Origin of the sequence: Bacillus sp. 105MF, assembly GCF_000374885.1 — a bacterium.
Classification (GTDB): Bacteria; Bacillota; Bacilli; order Bacillales; family Bacillaceae_G; genus Bacillus_A; species Bacillus_A pseudomycoides.
Genome location: NZ_KB895567.1, coordinates 87271 through 105540, shown reverse-complemented (window position 1 = coordinate 105540; position 18270 = coordinate 87271). Strand labels below are relative to the sequence as shown.

Here is an 18270-nt window from a genome sequence, read left to right as displayed (position 1 = left end):
TATAATTATCTGTGTGAAATAAATTCGGAGGTGCTTTATAAATGGCAGTTAAAATTCGTTTAAAACGTATGGGAGCTAAAAAAACTCCTTTCTATCGTGTAGTTGTTGCAGATTCTCGTTCTCCTCGTGACGGACGTTTCATTGAGGAAATCGGTACTTACAATCCGGTTGCTCAACCAGCTGAAGTGAAAATCAACGAAGAAGCAGCATTAAAATGGTTAGGAAATGGTGCGAAACCATCTGATACAGTTCGCAATCTTTTCTCTAACCAAGGTATCATGGAGAAATTCCACTTATCTAAACAAGGTAAGTAATTGAGGCAATGACAATGGAAAAGTTGATCGAAACAATTGTCAAACCTCTTGTAGATCATCCTGAAGATGTAAAAGTTTCACAGGAACTTTGCAACGGAGAGATAAAGTATCGATTGACTGTGCATCCTGAGGATGTTGGAAAAGTCATTGGAAAGCAGGGGCGAGTTGCGAAAGCAATTCGGATGCTCTTGTATTCAGTGGGACATCACAATGATGAGAAAGTCACACTGGAAATTCAATAAACGTTAAAAGGGCGAGGATTTTTCCTCTCCCTTTTTTAACATTTTTAAAGAAATTGCATGTTCCATATATGGAATGGAAATGCTTAACTTATATAGAAAACAGGGGTGACATGCTGTTTATGACAAAATGGTTTAACGTAGGTAAAATTGTAAATACTCATGGTGTTAGAGGGGAAATTCGAGTTATTTCTCGTACCGATTTTCCTGAAGAACGATATAAAGTAGGGAATACATTATACATATGGCATGATAAAGGGACGGAACCACTTTCGGTAAAGGTCGCTTCTCATCGCCAACACAAAACATTTGATTTATTGACATTTGAAGGGTATAACAATGTAGATGAAGTAGAGAAGCTAAAAGGTTCTTCAATCAAAGTACCAGAAGAGCAGTTAGGTGAACTTGCTGAAGGTGAGTACTATTACCATGAAATTATTGGCTGTAAAGTTGTAACAGAAGAGGGAGAGGATTTAGGTACGATAAAAGAGATTCTATCTCCTGGTGCGAATGATGTTTGGGTGATCAAACGCCCGAAAGGTCAAGATCTTTTAATCCCTTACATTGATGATGTTGTACTTCAAGTTAACATTGAAAATAAATTAGTAACCATTCATGTAATGGAAGGATTGCTATAATGAAAATCGATATTTTAACATTATTTCCAGAGATGTTCACCGGTGTTTTTGGATCTTCGATTTTAAAAAAAGCGCAAGAAAAAGAGGCAGTGGAGCTTAGGGTTGTAAATTTTCGTGATTATACAACAAGTAAGCATAACAGTGTAGATGATTATCCGTACGGTGGGGGCGCGGGGATGGTATTAACCCCACAGCCTATCTTTGATGCGGTGGAAGAGTTAACGAAGGAAACTGACCGTAAACCAAGGGTTGTCTTAATGTGTCCACAAGGAGAGCGTTTCACGCAGAAAAAGGCAGAAGAGCTTGCTGGAGAAGAGCATGTTATTTTTGTATGTGGTCATTATGAAGGATATGATGAACGAATTCGTGAACATCTTGTAACAGATGAGATTTCTATTGGTGATTACGTATTAACGGGCGGAGAATTAGCCTCTATGGTTGTTACCGATAGTGTTGTACGTCTTTTGCCAGGAGTACTTGGAAATCACGCTTCTCAGGTGGAAGATTCTTTTAGTACTGGTTTGTTAGAGCATCCGCACTATACACGTCCAGCTGATTTCCGTGGCATGAAGGTACCGGATGTACTTACGTCAGGGAATCATAAAAATATTGATGAATGGCGTCATAAAGAATCCCTGCGCCGTACGTATACACGTCGACCGGATTTACTTGAAGAACGTCAATTATCAAAGCAAGAAGAAAAATGGCTTGAACAAATTAAAAAAGAGCAATAAGAACTTCATATATTTTCTATTGCAACAGGCCTAGCAATATGATATTATAACATTTGTGTTACTGAAATCAGTAGCCGTATTAACGATGTTCCGCTGTAATTTATTAAGACTTTATAAGAGCATCCGTTTAAAGGAGAGAATTGAATATGCAACAATTAATCGCAGAAATTACAAAAGGCCAATTAAAAACTGACCTACCTTCATTCCGTCCTGGTGACACTTTACGTGTACACGTAAAAGTAGTTGAGGGTACTCGTGAGAGAATTCAGCTTTTTGAAGGTGTTGTAATTAAACGTCGTGGTGGCGGAATCAGTGAAACATTCACAGTACGTAAGATTTCTTACGGTGTAGGTGTTGAGCGTACATTCCCAGTTCACACGCCAAGAATCGCGAAAATCGAAGTACTTCGCCGTGGTAAAGTACGTCGTGCTAAGTTATACTACTTACGTAACCTTCGCGGTAAAAAAGCGCGTATCAAAGAAATTCGATAAGACATGTATGGGAGCTTGTAAATGCACAAGCTCCCTTTTTCCAATCTATATGAAATTTTGATATAATACGAACAGCTTACATAACCGTGGAGGGGAAATACATGAAAAAAGAGAAGAGTTCACTTTGGGAATGGATAAAAGCAATTTTGATTGCTATTGTGTTAGCGGGTGTTATTAGACAATTTTTCTTTGCTCCAATCCTTGTGGATGGTGTATCAATGTTACCGACGCTACATGATCGTGATCGAATGATTGTCAATAAGATCGGCTATCACATTGGTGAACCGAAACGTTTTGACATAATCGTATTCCAAGCAACAGAAGAAAAAGATTATATTAAACGTGTTATCGGCTTGCCAGGCGATGAAATTGAGTATCGAAATGATAAACTCTATATTAACGGAAAACCTTATGAGGAACCGTATTTAGACAAGCAGAAAAAACAACTTGCTGATGGACCACTTACATATGATTTCAAGCTTGAAGAAATTACAGGTAAGAAAACAGTTCCAAAAGGTCAATTATTTGTACTAGGTGACAATCGTCGTTTTAGTAAAGATAGTCGTACTATTGGAACGATTTCGATGGACCAAGTAATTGGAGAAGCGAATATGTTATATTGGCCATTAAAAGACGCACGTATTGTGAAATAAACGAAAAAAGAAGGTGGCAACATGGTAATTCAATGGTTCCCAGGGCATATGGCAAAAGCTAGGCGCCAAGTAACAGAGAAATTAAAGTTAATTGATGTTGTAATCGAACTTGTAGATGCTCGATTACCTTTATCTTCTCGAAACCCGATGATTGATGAAATTATTACACATAAGCCGAGGCTTGTTGTTTTAAATAAAGCGGATATGGCAGATGATCGCTTAACTAAGCAATGGATCGCCTATTTTGAGGAAAAAGGGCATAAAGCAATTTCAATTAATGCGCAGGCTGGACAAGGTATGAAAGAAATTGCAGCTGCATGTAAAGTGCTTGTAAAAGAAAAATTTGACAAAATGGTTGCAAAAGGCATTCGTCCAAGAGCAATTCGCGCTTTAATTGTAGGTATTCCCAATGTCGGTAAATCTACATTGATTAATAAATTAGCAAAGAAAAATATTGCAAAAACAGGTGATCGTCCAGGTGTTACAACAGCCCAACAATGGATTAAGGTTGGTAAGGAAATGGAACTACTGGATACACCAGGTATTTTATGGCCTAAATTTGAAGATGAATTAGTTGGACTTCGCCTTGCGACAACGGGTGCAATTAAAGATTCTATTTTAAATTTACAAGATGTAGCAGTATATGCACTTCGTTTTATGGAAAAGCATTATCCAGAACGTATACAAGAACGTTATAAAATAAGTGAAATTCCAGAAGACATTGTAGAATTCTTTGATGTGATTGGAAGAAATAGAGGTTGCTTAATGGGCGGCGGAATGATTGATTATGATAAAACATCTGAGCTTATTCTTCGCGAGCTTCGCGGTGGTAAACTTGGAAAAATGACATTTGAAACACCGGAAGAATTTGCAGAGGAAGTAGAAGAAGTATAAGACGTGCGTTTGTGCGTCTTTTCTTTTTGGTTATTTTTAAAAGGGAGTGTACATTGATGCAAAAAATCACAATCCAAGAGGCAGAATGTGTATTGCAAGAAATTAAGAATGAAGAAGATGAAAGATTTCAAGTGTTATTGAAGGATGAGCGGAAAGGCGTTCAAAAGCTCATTTTAAAATGGTATAAACAAAAAGAGTTAGCGCAAAAGGAAAAAGAAAAGTTTTTAGAGATGTCAAAATATGAAAAAGCATTACGTGAAAAAGGGCTCACATATATTGCTGGTATCGATGAAGTGGGAAGGGGGCCGCTAGCTGGGCCTGTTGTTACGGCTGCTGTCGTCCTTCCGGAAGATTTCTATATCCCAGGGTTAAATGACTCTAAAAAACTAAGTGAAGCGAAACGTGAGCGTTTTTATGATGAAATTAAAGAACAGGCAATCGCGATTGGGGTTGGAATTGTATCTTCGCAAGCTATTGATGAAATAAATATTTATCAAGCGACGAAACGAGCAATGTTAGATGCAATTGCGAATTTAGCATGTACACCAGAGCATTTATTAATTGATGCAATGAAGCTTTCTACACCAATTCCGCAAACATCTATTATTAAAGGTGATGCAAAAAGTATTTCTATTTCAGCTGCGTCTATTATTGCGAAAGTAACGAGAGATCGCATGATGAAAGAACTTGGGAAAGAATATCCAGCATATGGATTTGAGCAACATATGGGCTATGGAACGAAACAACATTTACAAGCCATTGAAATGTACGGAGTATTAGAAGAGCATAGAAAAACATTTGCGCCGATTAAGGATATGATTCAAAAATAAGCTGTGACTCACAGCTTATTTTTTTATTTTGGTATATAAACATTACTATTTTCAAAAAAGAATAAAGCGATTTCAGTTTTCTGACACTTTATTGTAGACAGCGTGCCAATCATTTTATACAATGGCAATGTAGTGTTTTTTAAACATTAAAAAACTTTTTGAGTAAAACAGGAAAACAGGGGAGGATGGGACCATGAATATCCATGAGTACCAAGGTAAAGCAGTCCTTAGAAGCTATGGGGTTAGCGTTCCGAACGGGAAGGTTGCATTTACAGTAGAAGAAGCTGTAGAAGCAGCGAAAGAATTAGGAACAGATGTATGTGTAGTGAAAGCACAAATTCACGCTGGTGGACGCGGCAAAGCTGGCGGAGTAAAAGTTGCGAAAAATTTAGATGAAGTTCGTACATATGCGGAAAGTATTTTAGGCACTACGCTTGTTACGCATCAAACAGGTCCTGAAGGTAAGGAAGTAAAACGCTTACTTATCGAAGAAGGTTGCGATATTAAAAAAGAATATTATGTTGGTTTAGTTTTAGACCGTGCGACTTCTCAAGTTGTTTTAATGGCGTCTGAAGAAGGCGGAACAGAAATTGAAGAAGTAGCAGAAAAAACACCAGAAAAAATCTTTAAAGAATATATTGATCCAGCAGTAGGTCTGCAAGGTTTCCAAGCACGCCGCATTGCATTTAACATCAATATTCCAAAAGAGCTTGTAGGACAAGCTGTGAAGTTTATGATGGGCTTATATCGTGCTTATATCGAAAAAGATTGCTCTATTGCAGAAATCAACCCACTTGTTACAACAGGTGATGGAAAAGTTATGGCATTAGATGCAAAATTAAACTTTGATTCTAATGCATTATATCGTCATAAAGACATTCTAGAACTTCGTGATCTTGAAGAAGAAGATCCGAAAGAAATTGAAGCTTCTAAATACGACTTAAACTATATTCCTTTAGATGGAAATATTGGTTGTATGGTAAATGGTGCAGGATTAGCAATGGCAACAATGGATATCATTAAACATTACCATGGCGATCCAGCTAACTTTCTAGATGTTGGTGGCGGTGCTACAGCTGAAAAAGTTACAGAAGCTTTCAAAATTATTCTTTCTGACAAAAATGTAAAAGGTATTTTCGTTAACATTTTTGGTGGCATTATGAAATGTGATGTTATTGCAGAAGGTGTTATTGAAGCGACAAAACAAGTAGGCCTTGAATTACCACTTGTTGTTCGTCTTGAAGGTACAAATGTTGAGCTAGGTAAGAAAATTTTAAATGAATCTGGTTTAAATATTGTTGCAGCAGAATCTATGGCAGACGGTGCACAAAAAATTGTTTCACTAGTGGGCTAATAGAAAGCGGGGGAGAAAAATGAGCGTATTAGTTAATAAAGATACAAAAGTTATTGTACAAGGTATTACTGGTTCACAAGGTTTATTCCATACAAAACAAATGATTGAATATGGTACGAAAATTGTCGGTGGTGTAACACCTGGTAAAGGTGGCACTGAAATTGAAGGTGTACCTGTCTTTGATACGGTAGAAGATGCTGTAAAAGCAACGGGCGCAAATGCTTCAGTTGTGTACGTTCCACCCGCTTTTGCGGCTGATGCGATTATGGAAGCGGTTGATGCAGAGATTGACTTAGTAGTATGTATTACAGAAGGAATCCCTGTATTAGATATGGTTAAAGTTAAGAAGTATATGGCAGGTAAACAGACGCGTTTACTTGGACCAAACTGCCCAGGTGTTATTACACCAGATGAATGTAAGATTGGTATTATGCCAGGATATATTCATAAAAAAGGTCATGTAGGTATTGTATCTCGATCTGGTACATTAACATACGAAGCTGTACATCAATTAACACAAGAAGGCATTGGTCAATCTACTGCTGTAGGTATCGGTGGCGACCCTGTCAATGGTACAGACTTTATTGATGCGTTAAAAGCGTTTAATGAAGACGAAGAAACACATGCTGTTATTATGATTGGTGAAATCGGTGGAACAGCAGAAGAAGAAGCTGCTGAGTGGGTAAAAGCAAATATGACAAAACCTGTTGTTGGATTTATCGGTGGTCAAACAGCGCCTGCAGGAAAACGTATGGGCCATGCTGGTGCGATTATTTCTGGCGGTAAAGGTACAGCTGCTGAAAAAATCAAAACAATGGAAGCTTGTGGTATTAAAGTTGCTGAAACACCAGCTGTTATGGGCGAAACTTTAATCGCTGTTTTAAAAGAAAAAGGATTATTTGAAACTTGTAAAAACTATTAATCTTTTTGAAAGACACCTTCGTGCTAGAGGGTGTCTTTTTACACTTTTTCCTGTTTACATAATAAAAATTATGGGTAAGGAGAATGATCATGAAAAGGGAACGATTGCTCCATCTTCATTATGTGTTAGCGGATCATTGGAAAGCGCTAACTCGCTTATTGCATATAGATCCAGAGATAAAGAAACTGTATAAATTTAGTTCAGTGGAATTTGAAAAGTATGCTGGGCTGACTCCGAAAAAATCTGCTGAATTAGTTAACTTCTTACAAACATCTACCCCGGCACAATGTATACATCATTTAGAAGAAAAGCATATTTTTTATGTCACAATATGGGATGATGATTATCCAGAATTATTACGTGAAATATCAGATCCGCCTTTCATTTTATATGGAAAGGGAAAGAGAGAATTATTAGGAGAAATAAATAAATTTGCAGTAGTTGGAACAAGAAAACCTTCTTTATACGGGAAAGAAAGCATACAATCTATTTTACAACCGCTAATAGACAAAGAATGGCTAATTGTAAGTGGTTTTGCAAATGGAATTGATACCATTGCTCACCAAATCGCAGTGCAACAACATAGCCCTACTATTGCTGTCTTAGGGCATGGATTACAGTATATGTATCCAAAAGAGAATTGCTACTTTTATAAAATATGGAAGAATACTGTACTGTTATTAACAGAATATCCGCCACATTACGCGCCTAGAAAATGGTATTTTCCAAAGCGAAATCGAATTATCAGTGGTCTTTGCAAAGGGGTTCTAGTAGTGGAAGCGAAATCGGAAAGTGGCTCGCTTATTACTGCAGATCTCGCTTTAGAACAAAATAGGGAGGTATTTGCTCTTCCAGGTCCTATTTTTACAGAAAGTGCAGCAGGAACAAATCAACTTATAAAGCAAGGGGCGAAACTTGTTCAAAAAGCAGAGGATATTCTCGAGGAATTTTTAAATTAACCGTATATTTTTATGTTTTTATTAAACAATTATTGACAAATGGTAGAGTGGCACTGTATGTTATACTCATTCTTGATTGACAAAAACAAGAGAAATCAATAAGATTAATGAAGACTTGAATCCACCTCTTAAGGAGGCACTAGCATGTCAGATTACCTCGTAATCGTGGAGTCGCCTTCTAAGGCGAAAACCATTGAGAAATATTTAGGGAAAAAATACAAAGTCGTCGCGTCTATGGGACATGTTCGCGATTTGCCTAAAAGTCAAATGGGGATAGAAGTAAAAAATAATTTCACCCCGAAGTATATTACCATCCGTGGTAAAGGTCCTGTTTTAAAAGATTTAAAATCAGCAGCAAAAAAAGCAAAAAAAGTCTATCTCGCGGCCGATCCAGACCGCGAAGGAGAAGCGATCGCTTGGCATTTAGCGAATACGCTAAATGTGGATGTTGAATCAGATTGCCGGGTTGTATTTAATGAAATTACAAAAGATGCGATTAAAGAGTCATTTAAGCATCCTCGTGCAATTAATATGGATTTAGTAGATGCACAGCAAGCAAGACGGATACTTGATCGCCTTGTTGGTTATAATATTAGTCCTTTATTATGGAAGAAAGTCAAAAAGGGATTAAGTGCAGGACGTGTACAATCTGTAGCGGTTCGCTTAATTATTGATCGTGAAAAAGAAATTCAAAGTTTTATTCCGGAAGAGTTCTGGACAATTAAAACAGAATTTGTCAAAGGAAAAGACACATTTGAAGCATCTTTTTATGGTGTGAATGGAGAAAAGGTTCAATTAACAAATGAAGCGCAAGTAAAAGACATAATTGAAACAATGAAAGACAATGCGTTTTCAGTTGAAAATGTAACGAAAAAAGAGCGGAAACGTAATCCTGCATTACCATTTACAACGTCTTCTTTACAACAAGAAGCTGCACGTAAATTAAATATGCGAGCAAAGAAGACAATGATGCTTGCGCAGCAGCTATACGAAGGGATAGATATTGGTAAACAGGGAACCGTAGGTCTTATTACGTATATGAGAACAGACTCAACGCGTATATCGGAAACTGCTCAAGAGGAAGCTCGCTCTTATATTACTGAGGCGTTTGGTTCAGAATACATAGGGACAGAGAAGAAGAAGGAAACGAAAAAAGCGAATGCACAAGATGCGCATGAAGCAATTCGTCCAACTTCGGTAATGAGAAAGCCAGAGGAACTAAAAAGTTTCTTAAGCCGTGATCAACATCGTTTGTACAAATTGATTTGGGAGCGATTTGTTGCAAGTCAAATGGCATCTGCTGTAATGGATACTGTTACAGCTAGACTCATTAATAATAACGTTCAATTCCGTGCAAGTGGCTCAGTAGTGAAATTTTCAGGGTTTATGAAAGTTTACGTAGAATCGAAAGATGATGGTGCGGAAGAAAAAGATAAAATGTTGCCTCCTTTAGAAATAGGAGAAACTGTATTTTCAAAAGATATGGATCCAAAGCAGCACTTTACGCAGCCGCCACCACGTTATACAGAGGCCCGTTTAGTTAGGATGCTTGAAGAGCTTGGAATCGGGAGACCGTCTACTTACGTACCAACACTTGAAACGATTCAGAAGCGAGGATATGTTGCGTTAGACAATAAACGCTTTGTTCCGACTGAACTTGGAGAAATTGTAATTGAACTTATTTTAGAGTTTTTCCCAGAAATTATTAACATTGAATTTACGGCCAATATGGAGCAAAACCTTGATGAAGTAGAAGAGGGGAAAGCAAATTGGGTGAAAATTGTTGATGATTTCTACGTAGGCTTTGAACCCCGCTTAGAAAAAGCGGAAAAGGAGATGCGTGAAGTCGAAATTAAAGATGAACCTGCTGGGGAAGATTGTGAATTATGCGGTCACCCAATGGTCTTTAAAATGGGCAAATACGGGAAGTTTATGGCTTGTTCTAATTTCCCTGATTGTCGCAATACAAAACCGATTGTGAAAGAAATCGGTGTAACTTGTCCGAAATGTGATAAAGGACAAATTATTGAACGTCGAAGTAATAAAAAGAAACGTCTTTTCTATGGATGTGGCACATATCCAGAATGTGACTTTGTATCTTGGGATAAACCGATTGGCCGGAAATGCCCGAAATGTGAAGGTATGCTCGTAGAGAAGAAGCTGAAAAAAGGCGTTCAAGTACAATGTATTTCTTGTGATTATGAAGAAGAACAACAAATGTGAGCGTAACTGCTCACATTTTTTTCGGGATAGAAAAGGAAAGGTGATAAATACATGACAACACAAGTAGTAAACGTCATTGGCGCAGGTCTTGCAGGAAGTGAAGCAGCTTATCAAATTGCAAAACGTGGTGTTCAGGTAAAATTATATGAAATGAGACCAGTAAGACAAACGCCGGCTCATCACACAGATAAATTTGCTGAGTTAGTATGCAGTAACTCACTTCGTGCAAATACATTAACAAATGCTGTTGGGGTCATTAAAGAAGAAATGCGCAAAATGGACTCTGTTATTATCCGTGCGGCAGATGAGTGTTCTGTGCCAGCAGGAGGAGCATTAGCGGTTGATCGGCATGAATTTGCAGCAAAAGTAACGGAGTATGTGAAAAATCATCCAAACGTAACTGTGATGAACGAAGAAATGACAGAAATTCCAGAAGGACCAACTGTTATCGCGACAGGTCCACTCACATCTCCAGAACTTTCTGCACAGTTAAAAGAGTTAACGGGTGAAGATTATTTTTATTTCTATGATGCAGCTGCACCAATTGTGGAAAAAGAAAGCATTGATATGAACAAAGTATATTTAAAATCTCGTTACGATAAGGGAGAAGCGGCTTATTTAAACTGCCCAATGACAGAAGAAGAGTTCGATCGTTTTTATGATGCTTTAATTGCTGCAGAGACAGTGCCATTAAAAGAATTTGAGAAAGAAGTATTCTTTGAAGGTTGTATGCCTGTAGAAGTAATGGCAAGCCGTGGTAGACAGACATTGTTATTTGGACCGATGAAACCAGTGGGGCTGGAAGATCCGAAAACAGGTAAAACGCCATATGCTGTTGTTCAATTACGTCAAGATGATGCAGCAGGAACGTTATACAATATTGTTGGGTTCCAAACACATTTAAAGTGGGGACCTCAAAAAGAAGTATTACAATTGATTCCTGGACTTGAAAATGCAGAAATTGTACGCTATGGTGTAATGCATCGTAATACGTTTATTAATTCACCAAGATTACTTCGTCCAACATACCAATATAAACATCGTGATGATTTATTCTTTGCTGGACAAATGACAGGTGTAGAAGGATATGTAGAATCGGCTGCTTCAGGGCTGTTAGCAGGTATTAATGCAGCTCGTCTTGTAAAGGGAGAAGAGCCTGTTGTATTACCTCCTGTAACAGCAATGGGCAGTATGGCGAATTATATTACTGCAACTAATGCGAAAAACTTCCAACCGATGAACGCAAACTTTGGTTTATTTGCGCCATTAGAAAAGAAAATTAAAAAGAAACAAGAGCGAAATGAAGCATACGCAACACGCGCTTTAGAGACGATTCAAAATTTTGTAAATATTTAGTTAAATTTCTTGCAAAGGCTACTGAGTTGTGATACGATTTAGTAGCCTTTATTGAGGTGAGTTATGTGAATGTGAAGAAATTGTTACAATTATTCGTTGGATATTTACAAATTGAAAGAAATTATTCAAAATATACAATTGCAAGTTATCAAAATGATTTAGAACATTTTGTGCAATTTATGGAGCGAGAAGGCATATCCTCTTTTTTAGACGTTACATACGTAGATGTTCGTTTGTACTTAACGACATTACACGATGAAAAGCTAGCCCGTAAATCTGTCGCAAGAAAAGTATCGAGCTTACGAAGTTTATATCGTTTTCTGATGCGTGAAGGATATCGAGAAGATAATCCGTTTGCACTTGCGTCACTCCCCAAAAAAGAACTGTCAATCCCAAAGTTTTTGTATGTTGAAGAATTGGAGAAATTGTTTGAAGTTTCTGATGTAAAAACACCACTTGGTCAAAGGGATCAAGCTTTATTAGAGCTTATGTATGCAACGGGAATCCGTGTGAGTGAATGTGTAAGTTTACAACTTACTGATATTGATTTCTCGGTAGGGACAATTCTAGTGACGGGAAAAGGCAAAAAACAAAGGTACGTTCCGTTTGGAAGTTATGCCCAAGATGCTTTAATTACTTATATAGAAAACGGTAGAAAACAGTTAGCTAAAAAAACAGAGGAACATTCTCAAATGGTGTTTTTAAATGCAAAGGGTAAGCCGTTAACGGATCGCGGTGTTCGTTATATTTTAAATGAGCTCATTAAGAAAGCTTCTCTTACAATGCGAATAAGTCCACATATGTTAAGGCATACATTTGCTACACATATGTTAGATGAAGGTGCAGATTTACGAACTGTGCAGGAGTTATTGGGTCATGAAAATCTATCAACGACACAAATTTATACGCATGTTTCAAAAGAAAGATTGCGTTCTGTTTACATGAAGCATCACCCGCGGGCATAAATTGCTTTTAAAGCTATAAAAACATATAAAGGAGTTTTTTCTATGGGAAATTTCCACGCTACAACGATATTTGCCATTCACCATAATGGAGAGTGTGCTATGGCCGGCGACGGACAAGTGACATTTGGCAATGCTGTTGTGATGAAGCACACAGCACGAAAAGTTCGAAAGCTATTTCAAGGGAAGGTGTTAGCTGGATTTGCAGGTTCCGTTGCGGATGCGTTTACTCTTTTTGAAATGTTTGAGGGGAAGTTAGAAGAGTATAATGGAAATTTACAACGTGCTGCAGTTGAAATGGCGAAACAATGGCGTGGTGATAAAATGCTGCGTCAATTGGAAGCGATGTTAATCGTTATGGATCAAACAACGTTACTTCTTGTTTCAGGAACAGGAGAAGTAATTGAACCGGATGATGGCATTTTAGCAATCGGTTCAGGTGGACATTATGCGCTTGCAGCTGGCCGCGCTTTAAAGCAACATGCGAGTGAACATTTAACAGCAAAAGCAATTGCGAAAGCAAGTTTAGAAATTGCTGGTGACATTTGTGTGTATACAAATCACAACATTATTGTGGAAGAATTGTAGAATCGTAAGGGAGGCATTTTATATGCATTTACATTTTACTCCGCGTCAAATTGTAGAAAAATTGGATCAATATATTATTGGTCAAAAAGATGCGAAAAAAGCGGTTGCAGTAGCGCTTAGAAATCGATATCGTCGCAGTAAATTAGCGGAAGATTTACGCGATGAAATTGCTCCGAAGAACATTTTAATGATTGGACCGACAGGGGTCGGAAAGACAGAGGTAGCACGACGAATGGCGAAGCTCGTTGGAGCACCTTTTATTAAGGTTGAAGCGACGAAATTCACAGAAGTTGGATATGTCGGTCGAGATGTAGAATCTATGGTGCGTGACCTTGTAGAAACTTCAGTTCGCATCGTAAAAGAAGAAATGGTCGTCAAGGTTAAAGATAAGGCTGAGGAACAAGCAAATCAACGGCTTGTTGAAATTTTGGTGCCAAGTCCGCAAAAACAATCCGGATTCAAAAATCCGTTAGAGATGTTATTTGGTGGAAATCAAAATGCGAATCAGACATCTGAAACACAAGATGACACAGAAATTGAAAAGAAGCGCAGAGAAGTTGAAAAGAAACTTGCCGCAGGTTTACTTGAAGATGAAATTGTATCGATTGAAGTGACGGAACAACAGTCTTCTATGTTTGATATGTTGCAAGGTACTGGTATGGAGCAAATGGGGATGAATTTCCAAGATGCATTAGGAAGTTTTATGCCGAAAAAAACGAAAAAACGTAAACTTTCTGTAAAAGAAGCAAGAAAAGTCTTGACAAATGAGGAAGCACAGCGCTTAATTGATATGGATGAAGTTACACAAGAGGCTGTTTATCGTGCTGAACAGCTCGGGATTATTTTTATTGATGAAATTGACAAAATTGCTGGTAAGCAGTCGAATAGCGTGGATGTATCGCGTGAAGGTGTACAGCGTGACATTTTGCCAATTGTAGAAGGATCGAACGTTGCAACGAAATATGGATCGGTGAAAACAGACTATATTTTATTTATTGCGGCTGGTGCCTTCCATATGTCCAAACCGTCTGATTTAATTCCAGAACTGCAAGGAAGATTCCCGATTCGAGTGGAATTAACAAAATTATCGGTAGATGATTTTGTTAAAATTCTTGTAGAACCTGATAATGCTTTAGTGAAGCAATATATAGCATTATTAGCAACTGAGGGTATAGAAATTGAATTTTCTGACGAAGCTATTCGTAAGATTGCTGAGATTGCTTATCAAGTTAATCAAGATACGGATAATATTGGAGCGAGAAGACTTCATACCATTATGGAGAAACTTCTTGAAGATTTATCGTTTGAAGCATCTGAGATTACGTTAGAGAAAATAACGATAACACCTCAATATGTAGAGGAAAAATTAGCAACGATTGCTAAAAATAAAGATGTGAGCCAGTTTATTTTGTAATAGTGTCATCAGGTGACTCGCCCTAGTTTCCAAGTGATGAAAAAATATGTAAGTAACATGTAGGAGGAACTTTTGAAATGGAATTATTAGCAAAAACGAGAAAATTAAATGCGTTATTACAGAGCGCAGCAGGAAAGCCTGTAAACTTTAGAGAAATGTCAGATACAATGTGTGAAGTAATTGAAGCAAACGTATTCGTTGTAAGTCGTCGTGGTAAATTATTAGGATATGCAATTCACCAACAAATCGAGAATGAGCGCATGAAACAAATGCTTGCAGAGCGTCAATTCCCAGAAGAGTATACACAAAGCCTATTCAACGTTACAGAAACATCTTCAAACTTAGATGTAAACAGTCAATTTACAGCATTCCCTGTAGAAAACAAAGAATTATTCGGTCAAGGTTTAACTACAATTGTACCGATCGTTGGTGGCGGTGAGCGTCTAGGTACACTAGTGTTAGCGCGTCTAGGTCAAGAATTTTTAGATGATGATTTAATTCTTGCTGAATACAGCTCAACTGTAGTAGGTATGGAAATCTTACGCGAAAAAGCGGAAGAAATCGAAGAAGAAGCGCGTAGTAAAGCGGTCGTTCAAATGGCAATTAGCTCGTTATCATACAGTGAGTTAGAAGCAATTGAGCACATCTTCGAAGAATTAAATGGAACAGAAGGTTTACTTGTTGCAAGTAAAATTGCTGATCGTGTAGGAATTACTCGTTCTGTAATCGTAAACGCACTTCGTAAATTAGAAAGTGCAGGCGTTATTGAATCTCGTTCTTTAGGTATGAAAGGAACATACATTAAAGTATTAAACGACAAGTTTTTACATGAACTTGCTAAATTAAAAACAAACTAATTGTTAAGGGAAGCTCTCCTCATGTGAGGAGAGCTTTTTTATTTTCTAAAAGATTCATTGCGTTCTGATGGGGAAAAAGCCGTAGTTTTGCTTTATTAGGTACGGCTGCTTAAAGTAAAGGAAGAGTGGTAATACTGAAGTTAGAATTGAGAAATAGATGAGTAAAATCATAATTAAAAAGAAAGTTTTACATTGTTCGCATTTTCGACTTGATTGTAATATTTCATTATGATATAGTAAGCAGTGGTGTCAGTACAAAGTACACACGTTTACCGATTTAAGTGTTGGTGCTACGCTTGTAGTTTCGCTTAAAGATGAAGTAAACGGAGGATATCAAAAACCATTTAGGAGGAACTAAATTATGTCAGTAATTTCTATGAAGCAATTGCTTGAAGCTGGTGTTCATTTCGGACATCAAACTCGTCGTTGGAACCCAAAAATGAAACGTTACATTTTCACAGAGCGTAACGGTATCTACATCATCGACTTACAAAAAACTGTGAAAAAAGTTGAAGAAGCTTTCAACGTAATGCGTAACATCGCTGCTGAAGGTGGCGACATTTTATTCGTAGGTACAAAAAAACAAGCACAAGAAGCTATTAAAGAAGAAGCAACTCGTGCAGGTATGTACTTCGTTAACCAACGTTGGTTAGGTGGAACGTTAACAAACTTCCAAACAATCCAAAAGCGTATCAAGCGTCTTAAAGACATCGAAAGAATGCAAGAAGATGGTACATTCGATGTACTTCCTAAGAAAGAAGTTGTTCAACTTAAAAAAGAGTTAGAGCGTCTTGAAAAATTCTTAGGCGGTATTAAAGATATGAAAGGTCTTCCAAGTGCATTATTCGTAGTAGACCCTCGTAAAGAGCGTATCGCAGTTGCTGAAGCACGCAAATTACACATTCCAATCATCGGTATCGTTGATACAAACTGTGATCCAGACGAAATCGATCACGTAATTCCAGCAAACGATGATGCAATTCGTGCTGTAAAACTTCTTACATCTAAAATGGCAGACGCGATCCTTGAAGCAAAACAAGGTGAAGAAACTGTTACTGCGTAACAAATTTGAAAGGTGATAAGGGGTTCGGCCTTTTATCACCTTTTTTAAGGTATAAACACCTTTTCAAAAGGTATAAATACATATTTTAGGAGGATGAAAAATATGGCAATCACTGCACAAATGGTAAAAGAACTTCGTGAAAAAACTGGCGCGGGTATGATGGACTGCAAAAAAGCTTTAACAGAAACTAACGGCGACATGGAGAAAGCAATTGACTTCTTACGTGAAAAAGGTATTGCGAAAGCTGCTAAAAAAGCAGACCGCATCGCTGCTGAAGGTTTAACTTTCATCGAAACAAACGGTAACGAAGGTTTAATCTTAGAATTAAACTCTGAAACTGATTTCGTTGCGAAAAACGAAGGTTTCCAAACATTAATTAAAGAATTAGCTGCTCATTTATTAGCTAACAAACCTGCTAACATTGAAGAAGCTATGGCTCAAACAATTGCAAACGGCAAAACAGTAGAAGAGTACATCAACGAAGCAATCGCTAAAATTGGTGAAAAACTTACACTTCGTCGTTTCGAAATCGTATCAAAAACTGATGCAGATGCATTCGGTGCTTACCTACACATGGGTGGACGCATTGGTGTATTAACAGTTCTTGAAGGTTCTACAGATGAAGCGGCTGCTAAAGATGTAGCAATGCACATTGCAGCAGTTAACCCTAAATACATCGACCGCGATGCTGTAACAGCTGAAGAAGTTGAGCACGAGCGTCAAGTATTAACACAACAAGCTTTAAACGAAGGCAAGCCTGAAAAAATCGTTGCTAAGATGGTTGAAGGCCGTCTAGGTAAATTCTTTGAAGAGATTTGCTTACTTGACCAAGCATTCGTTAAAAACCCTGATATGAAAGTTCGTCAGTTCGTTGAGTCTAAAGGCGGAACATTAAAAGGATTCGTTCGCTACGCTGTTGGTGAAGGTATCGAAAAACGCGAAGACAACTTTGCTGAAGAAGTAATGAACCAAGTAAAAGGTAACAACTAATACAGATTAGGGAACACATTGTGTTCCCTTTTTTAAAATAAAGATGTAAGCAATTGGAGGTTCATTATGAGTAAACCGAAATATGATCGTGTCGTTTTAAAACTAAGCGGAGAAGCTTTAGCTGGTGAACAAGGATTTGGAATTAACCCAGCTGTTATTAAGTCAGTTGCAGAACAAGTGAAAGAAATTGCAGAACTTGATGTAGAGGTTGCTGTTGTTGTTGGCGGCGGTAACATTTGGCGTGGGAAAATTGGAAGTGAAATGGGCATGGACCGTGCAGGAGCGGACTACATGGGCATGTTAGCGACAGTTATGAACTCATTAGCTCTTCAAGATAGCTTGGAGAACATTGGAATTCAAACACGCGTTCAAACTTCTATTGAAATGCGTCAAGTGGCAGAACCTTACATTCGCCGCAAAGCAGTTCGTCACTTAGAGAAGAAGCGTGTTGTTATCTTTGCAGCGGGTACAGGTAACCCGTACTTCTCTACAGATACAACTGCAGCATTACGTGCAGCAGAAATCGAAGCTGATGTTATTTTAATGGCGAAAAACAATGTAGATGGCGTATATAATGCAGATCCATCTATTGACCCAACAGCTACGAAATATGAAACACTTACTTACTTAGATGTATTAAAAGAAGGTTTAGGTGTAATGGATTCTACTGCTTCTTCTTTATGTATGGATAATGATATTCCATTAATTGTATTCTCGGTTATGGAAAAAGGTAATATTAAGCGTGCCGTTTTAGGCGAAAATATTGGAACAATTGTAAGGGGGAAATAA

The 18270-nt window shown here is 37.7% G+C and carries 20 protein-coding genes; all 20 read left to right on the top strand.

Annotated elements, in window-relative coordinates; genetic code table 11:
- Positions 1-41: 41 nt before the first annotated feature.
- Positions 42-314, top strand: a complete 273-nt coding sequence (rpsP, locus tag C564_RS0105800; RefSeq protein WP_000268750.1) for a 30S ribosomal protein S16 — start codon at positions 42-44, stop codon at positions 312-314.
- A gap of 14 nt (positions 315-328) precedes the next feature.
- A complete protein-coding gene (locus C564_RS0105795; protein WP_018764718.1) occupies positions 329-556 on the top strand; it encodes a KH domain-containing protein in 228 nt (75 codons plus the stop codon).
- Positions 557-675: 119 nt separating this feature from the next.
- Positions 676-1191 carry a ribosome maturation factor RimM gene (gene rimM, locus C564_RS0105790; protein ID WP_018764717.1) on the top strand — a complete coding sequence of 172 codons (516 nt, stop codon included), beginning with the start codon at positions 676-678 and terminating at the stop codon, positions 1189-1191.
- Entirely contained in the window at positions 1191-1925 is a 735-nt protein-coding gene (gene trmD, locus C564_RS0105785; protein WP_018764716.1) for a tRNA (guanosine(37)-N1)-methyltransferase TrmD, read from the top strand. The genes rimM and trmD overlap by 1 nt, the downstream gene beginning before the upstream one ends.
- A gap of 146 nt (positions 1926-2071) precedes the next feature.
- A complete protein-coding gene (gene rplS / locus C564_RS0105780) occupies positions 2072-2416 on the top strand; it encodes a 50S ribosomal protein L19 (RefSeq protein WP_001186516.1) in 345 nt (114 codons plus the stop codon).
- 101 nt (positions 2417-2517) lie between these two features.
- Positions 2518-3069, top strand: coding sequence for a signal peptidase I (gene lepB / locus C564_RS0105775; RefSeq protein ID WP_018764715.1), 552 nt, complete (start codon positions 2518-2520; stop codon positions 3067-3069).
- A 21-nt stretch (positions 3070-3090) separates the two neighbouring features.
- Entirely contained in the window at positions 3091-3963 is an 873-nt protein-coding gene (gene ylqF, locus C564_RS0105770; protein WP_003199468.1) for a ribosome biogenesis GTPase YlqF, read from the top strand.
- Between the two features lie 56 nt (positions 3964-4019).
- Positions 4020-4793 carry a ribonuclease HII gene (locus C564_RS0105765; RefSeq protein WP_018764714.1) on the top strand — a complete coding sequence of 258 codons (774 nt, stop codon included), beginning with the start codon at positions 4020-4022 and terminating at the stop codon, positions 4791-4793.
- 193 nt (positions 4794-4986) lie between these two features.
- Positions 4987-6147 (top strand): ADP-forming succinate--CoA ligase subunit beta, encoded by a 1161-nt coding sequence (gene sucC, locus C564_RS0105760; protein ID WP_003199470.1) that lies wholly within the window; start codon positions 4987-4989, stop codon positions 6145-6147.
- 19 nt (positions 6148-6166) lie between these two features.
- Positions 6167-7069 carry a succinate--CoA ligase subunit alpha gene (sucD, locus tag C564_RS0105755; protein ID WP_003199472.1) on the top strand — a complete coding sequence of 301 codons (903 nt, stop codon included), beginning with the start codon at positions 6167-6169 and terminating at the stop codon, positions 7067-7069.
- Between the two features lie 89 nt (positions 7070-7158).
- Positions 7159-8028 (top strand): DNA-processing protein DprA, encoded by an 870-nt coding sequence (dprA, locus tag C564_RS0105750; RefSeq protein WP_018764713.1) that lies wholly within the window; start codon positions 7159-7161, stop codon positions 8026-8028.
- Positions 8029-8172: 144 nt separating this feature from the next.
- Complete coding sequence (gene topA, locus C564_RS0105745; RefSeq protein ID WP_016115962.1) at positions 8173-10251, top strand: type I DNA topoisomerase; 2079 nt, start codon at positions 8173-8175, stop codon at positions 10249-10251.
- A gap of 51 nt (positions 10252-10302) precedes the next feature.
- On the top strand, positions 10303-11607 hold the full coding sequence (gene trmFO, locus C564_RS0105740) for an FADH(2)-oxidizing methylenetetrahydrofolate--tRNA-(uracil(54)-C(5))-methyltransferase TrmFO (RefSeq protein ID WP_003199478.1): 1305 nt from the start codon (positions 10303-10305) through the stop codon (positions 11605-11607).
- A 65-nt stretch (positions 11608-11672) separates the two neighbouring features.
- Entirely contained in the window at positions 11673-12572 is a 900-nt protein-coding gene (gene xerC / locus C564_RS0105735) for a tyrosine recombinase XerC (RefSeq protein ID WP_016133222.1), read from the top strand.
- 42 nt (positions 12573-12614) lie between these two features.
- Complete coding sequence (hslV, locus tag C564_RS0105730; RefSeq protein ID WP_003199482.1) at positions 12615-13157, top strand: ATP-dependent protease proteolytic subunit HslV; 543 nt, start codon at positions 12615-12617, stop codon at positions 13155-13157.
- Positions 13158-13179: 22 nt separating this feature from the next.
- A complete protein-coding gene (gene hslU / locus C564_RS0105725; RefSeq protein ID WP_003199484.1) occupies positions 13180-14571 on the top strand; it encodes an ATP-dependent protease ATPase subunit HslU in 1392 nt (463 codons plus the stop codon).
- 77 nt (positions 14572-14648) lie between these two features.
- On the top strand, positions 14649-15428 hold the full coding sequence (gene codY / locus C564_RS0105720; RefSeq protein ID WP_000421292.1) for a GTP-sensing pleiotropic transcriptional regulator CodY: 780 nt from the start codon (positions 14649-14651) through the stop codon (positions 15426-15428).
- A 361-nt stretch (positions 15429-15789) separates the two neighbouring features.
- Positions 15790-16491, top strand: a complete 702-nt coding sequence (gene rpsB, locus C564_RS0105715; protein ID WP_018764712.1) for a 30S ribosomal protein S2 — start codon at positions 15790-15792, stop codon at positions 16489-16491.
- Positions 16492-16593: 102 nt separating this feature from the next.
- The gene (gene tsf / locus C564_RS0105710; RefSeq protein ID WP_018764711.1) at positions 16594-17481 is read left to right on the top strand and encodes a translation elongation factor Ts; all 888 of its coding nucleotides are present in this window, start codon (positions 16594-16596) and stop codon (positions 17479-17481) included.
- Positions 17482-17547: 66 nt separating this feature from the next.
- On the top strand, positions 17548-18270 hold the full coding sequence (gene pyrH, locus C564_RS0105705; protein ID WP_003199491.1) for a UMP kinase: 723 nt from the start codon (positions 17548-17550) through the stop codon (positions 18268-18270).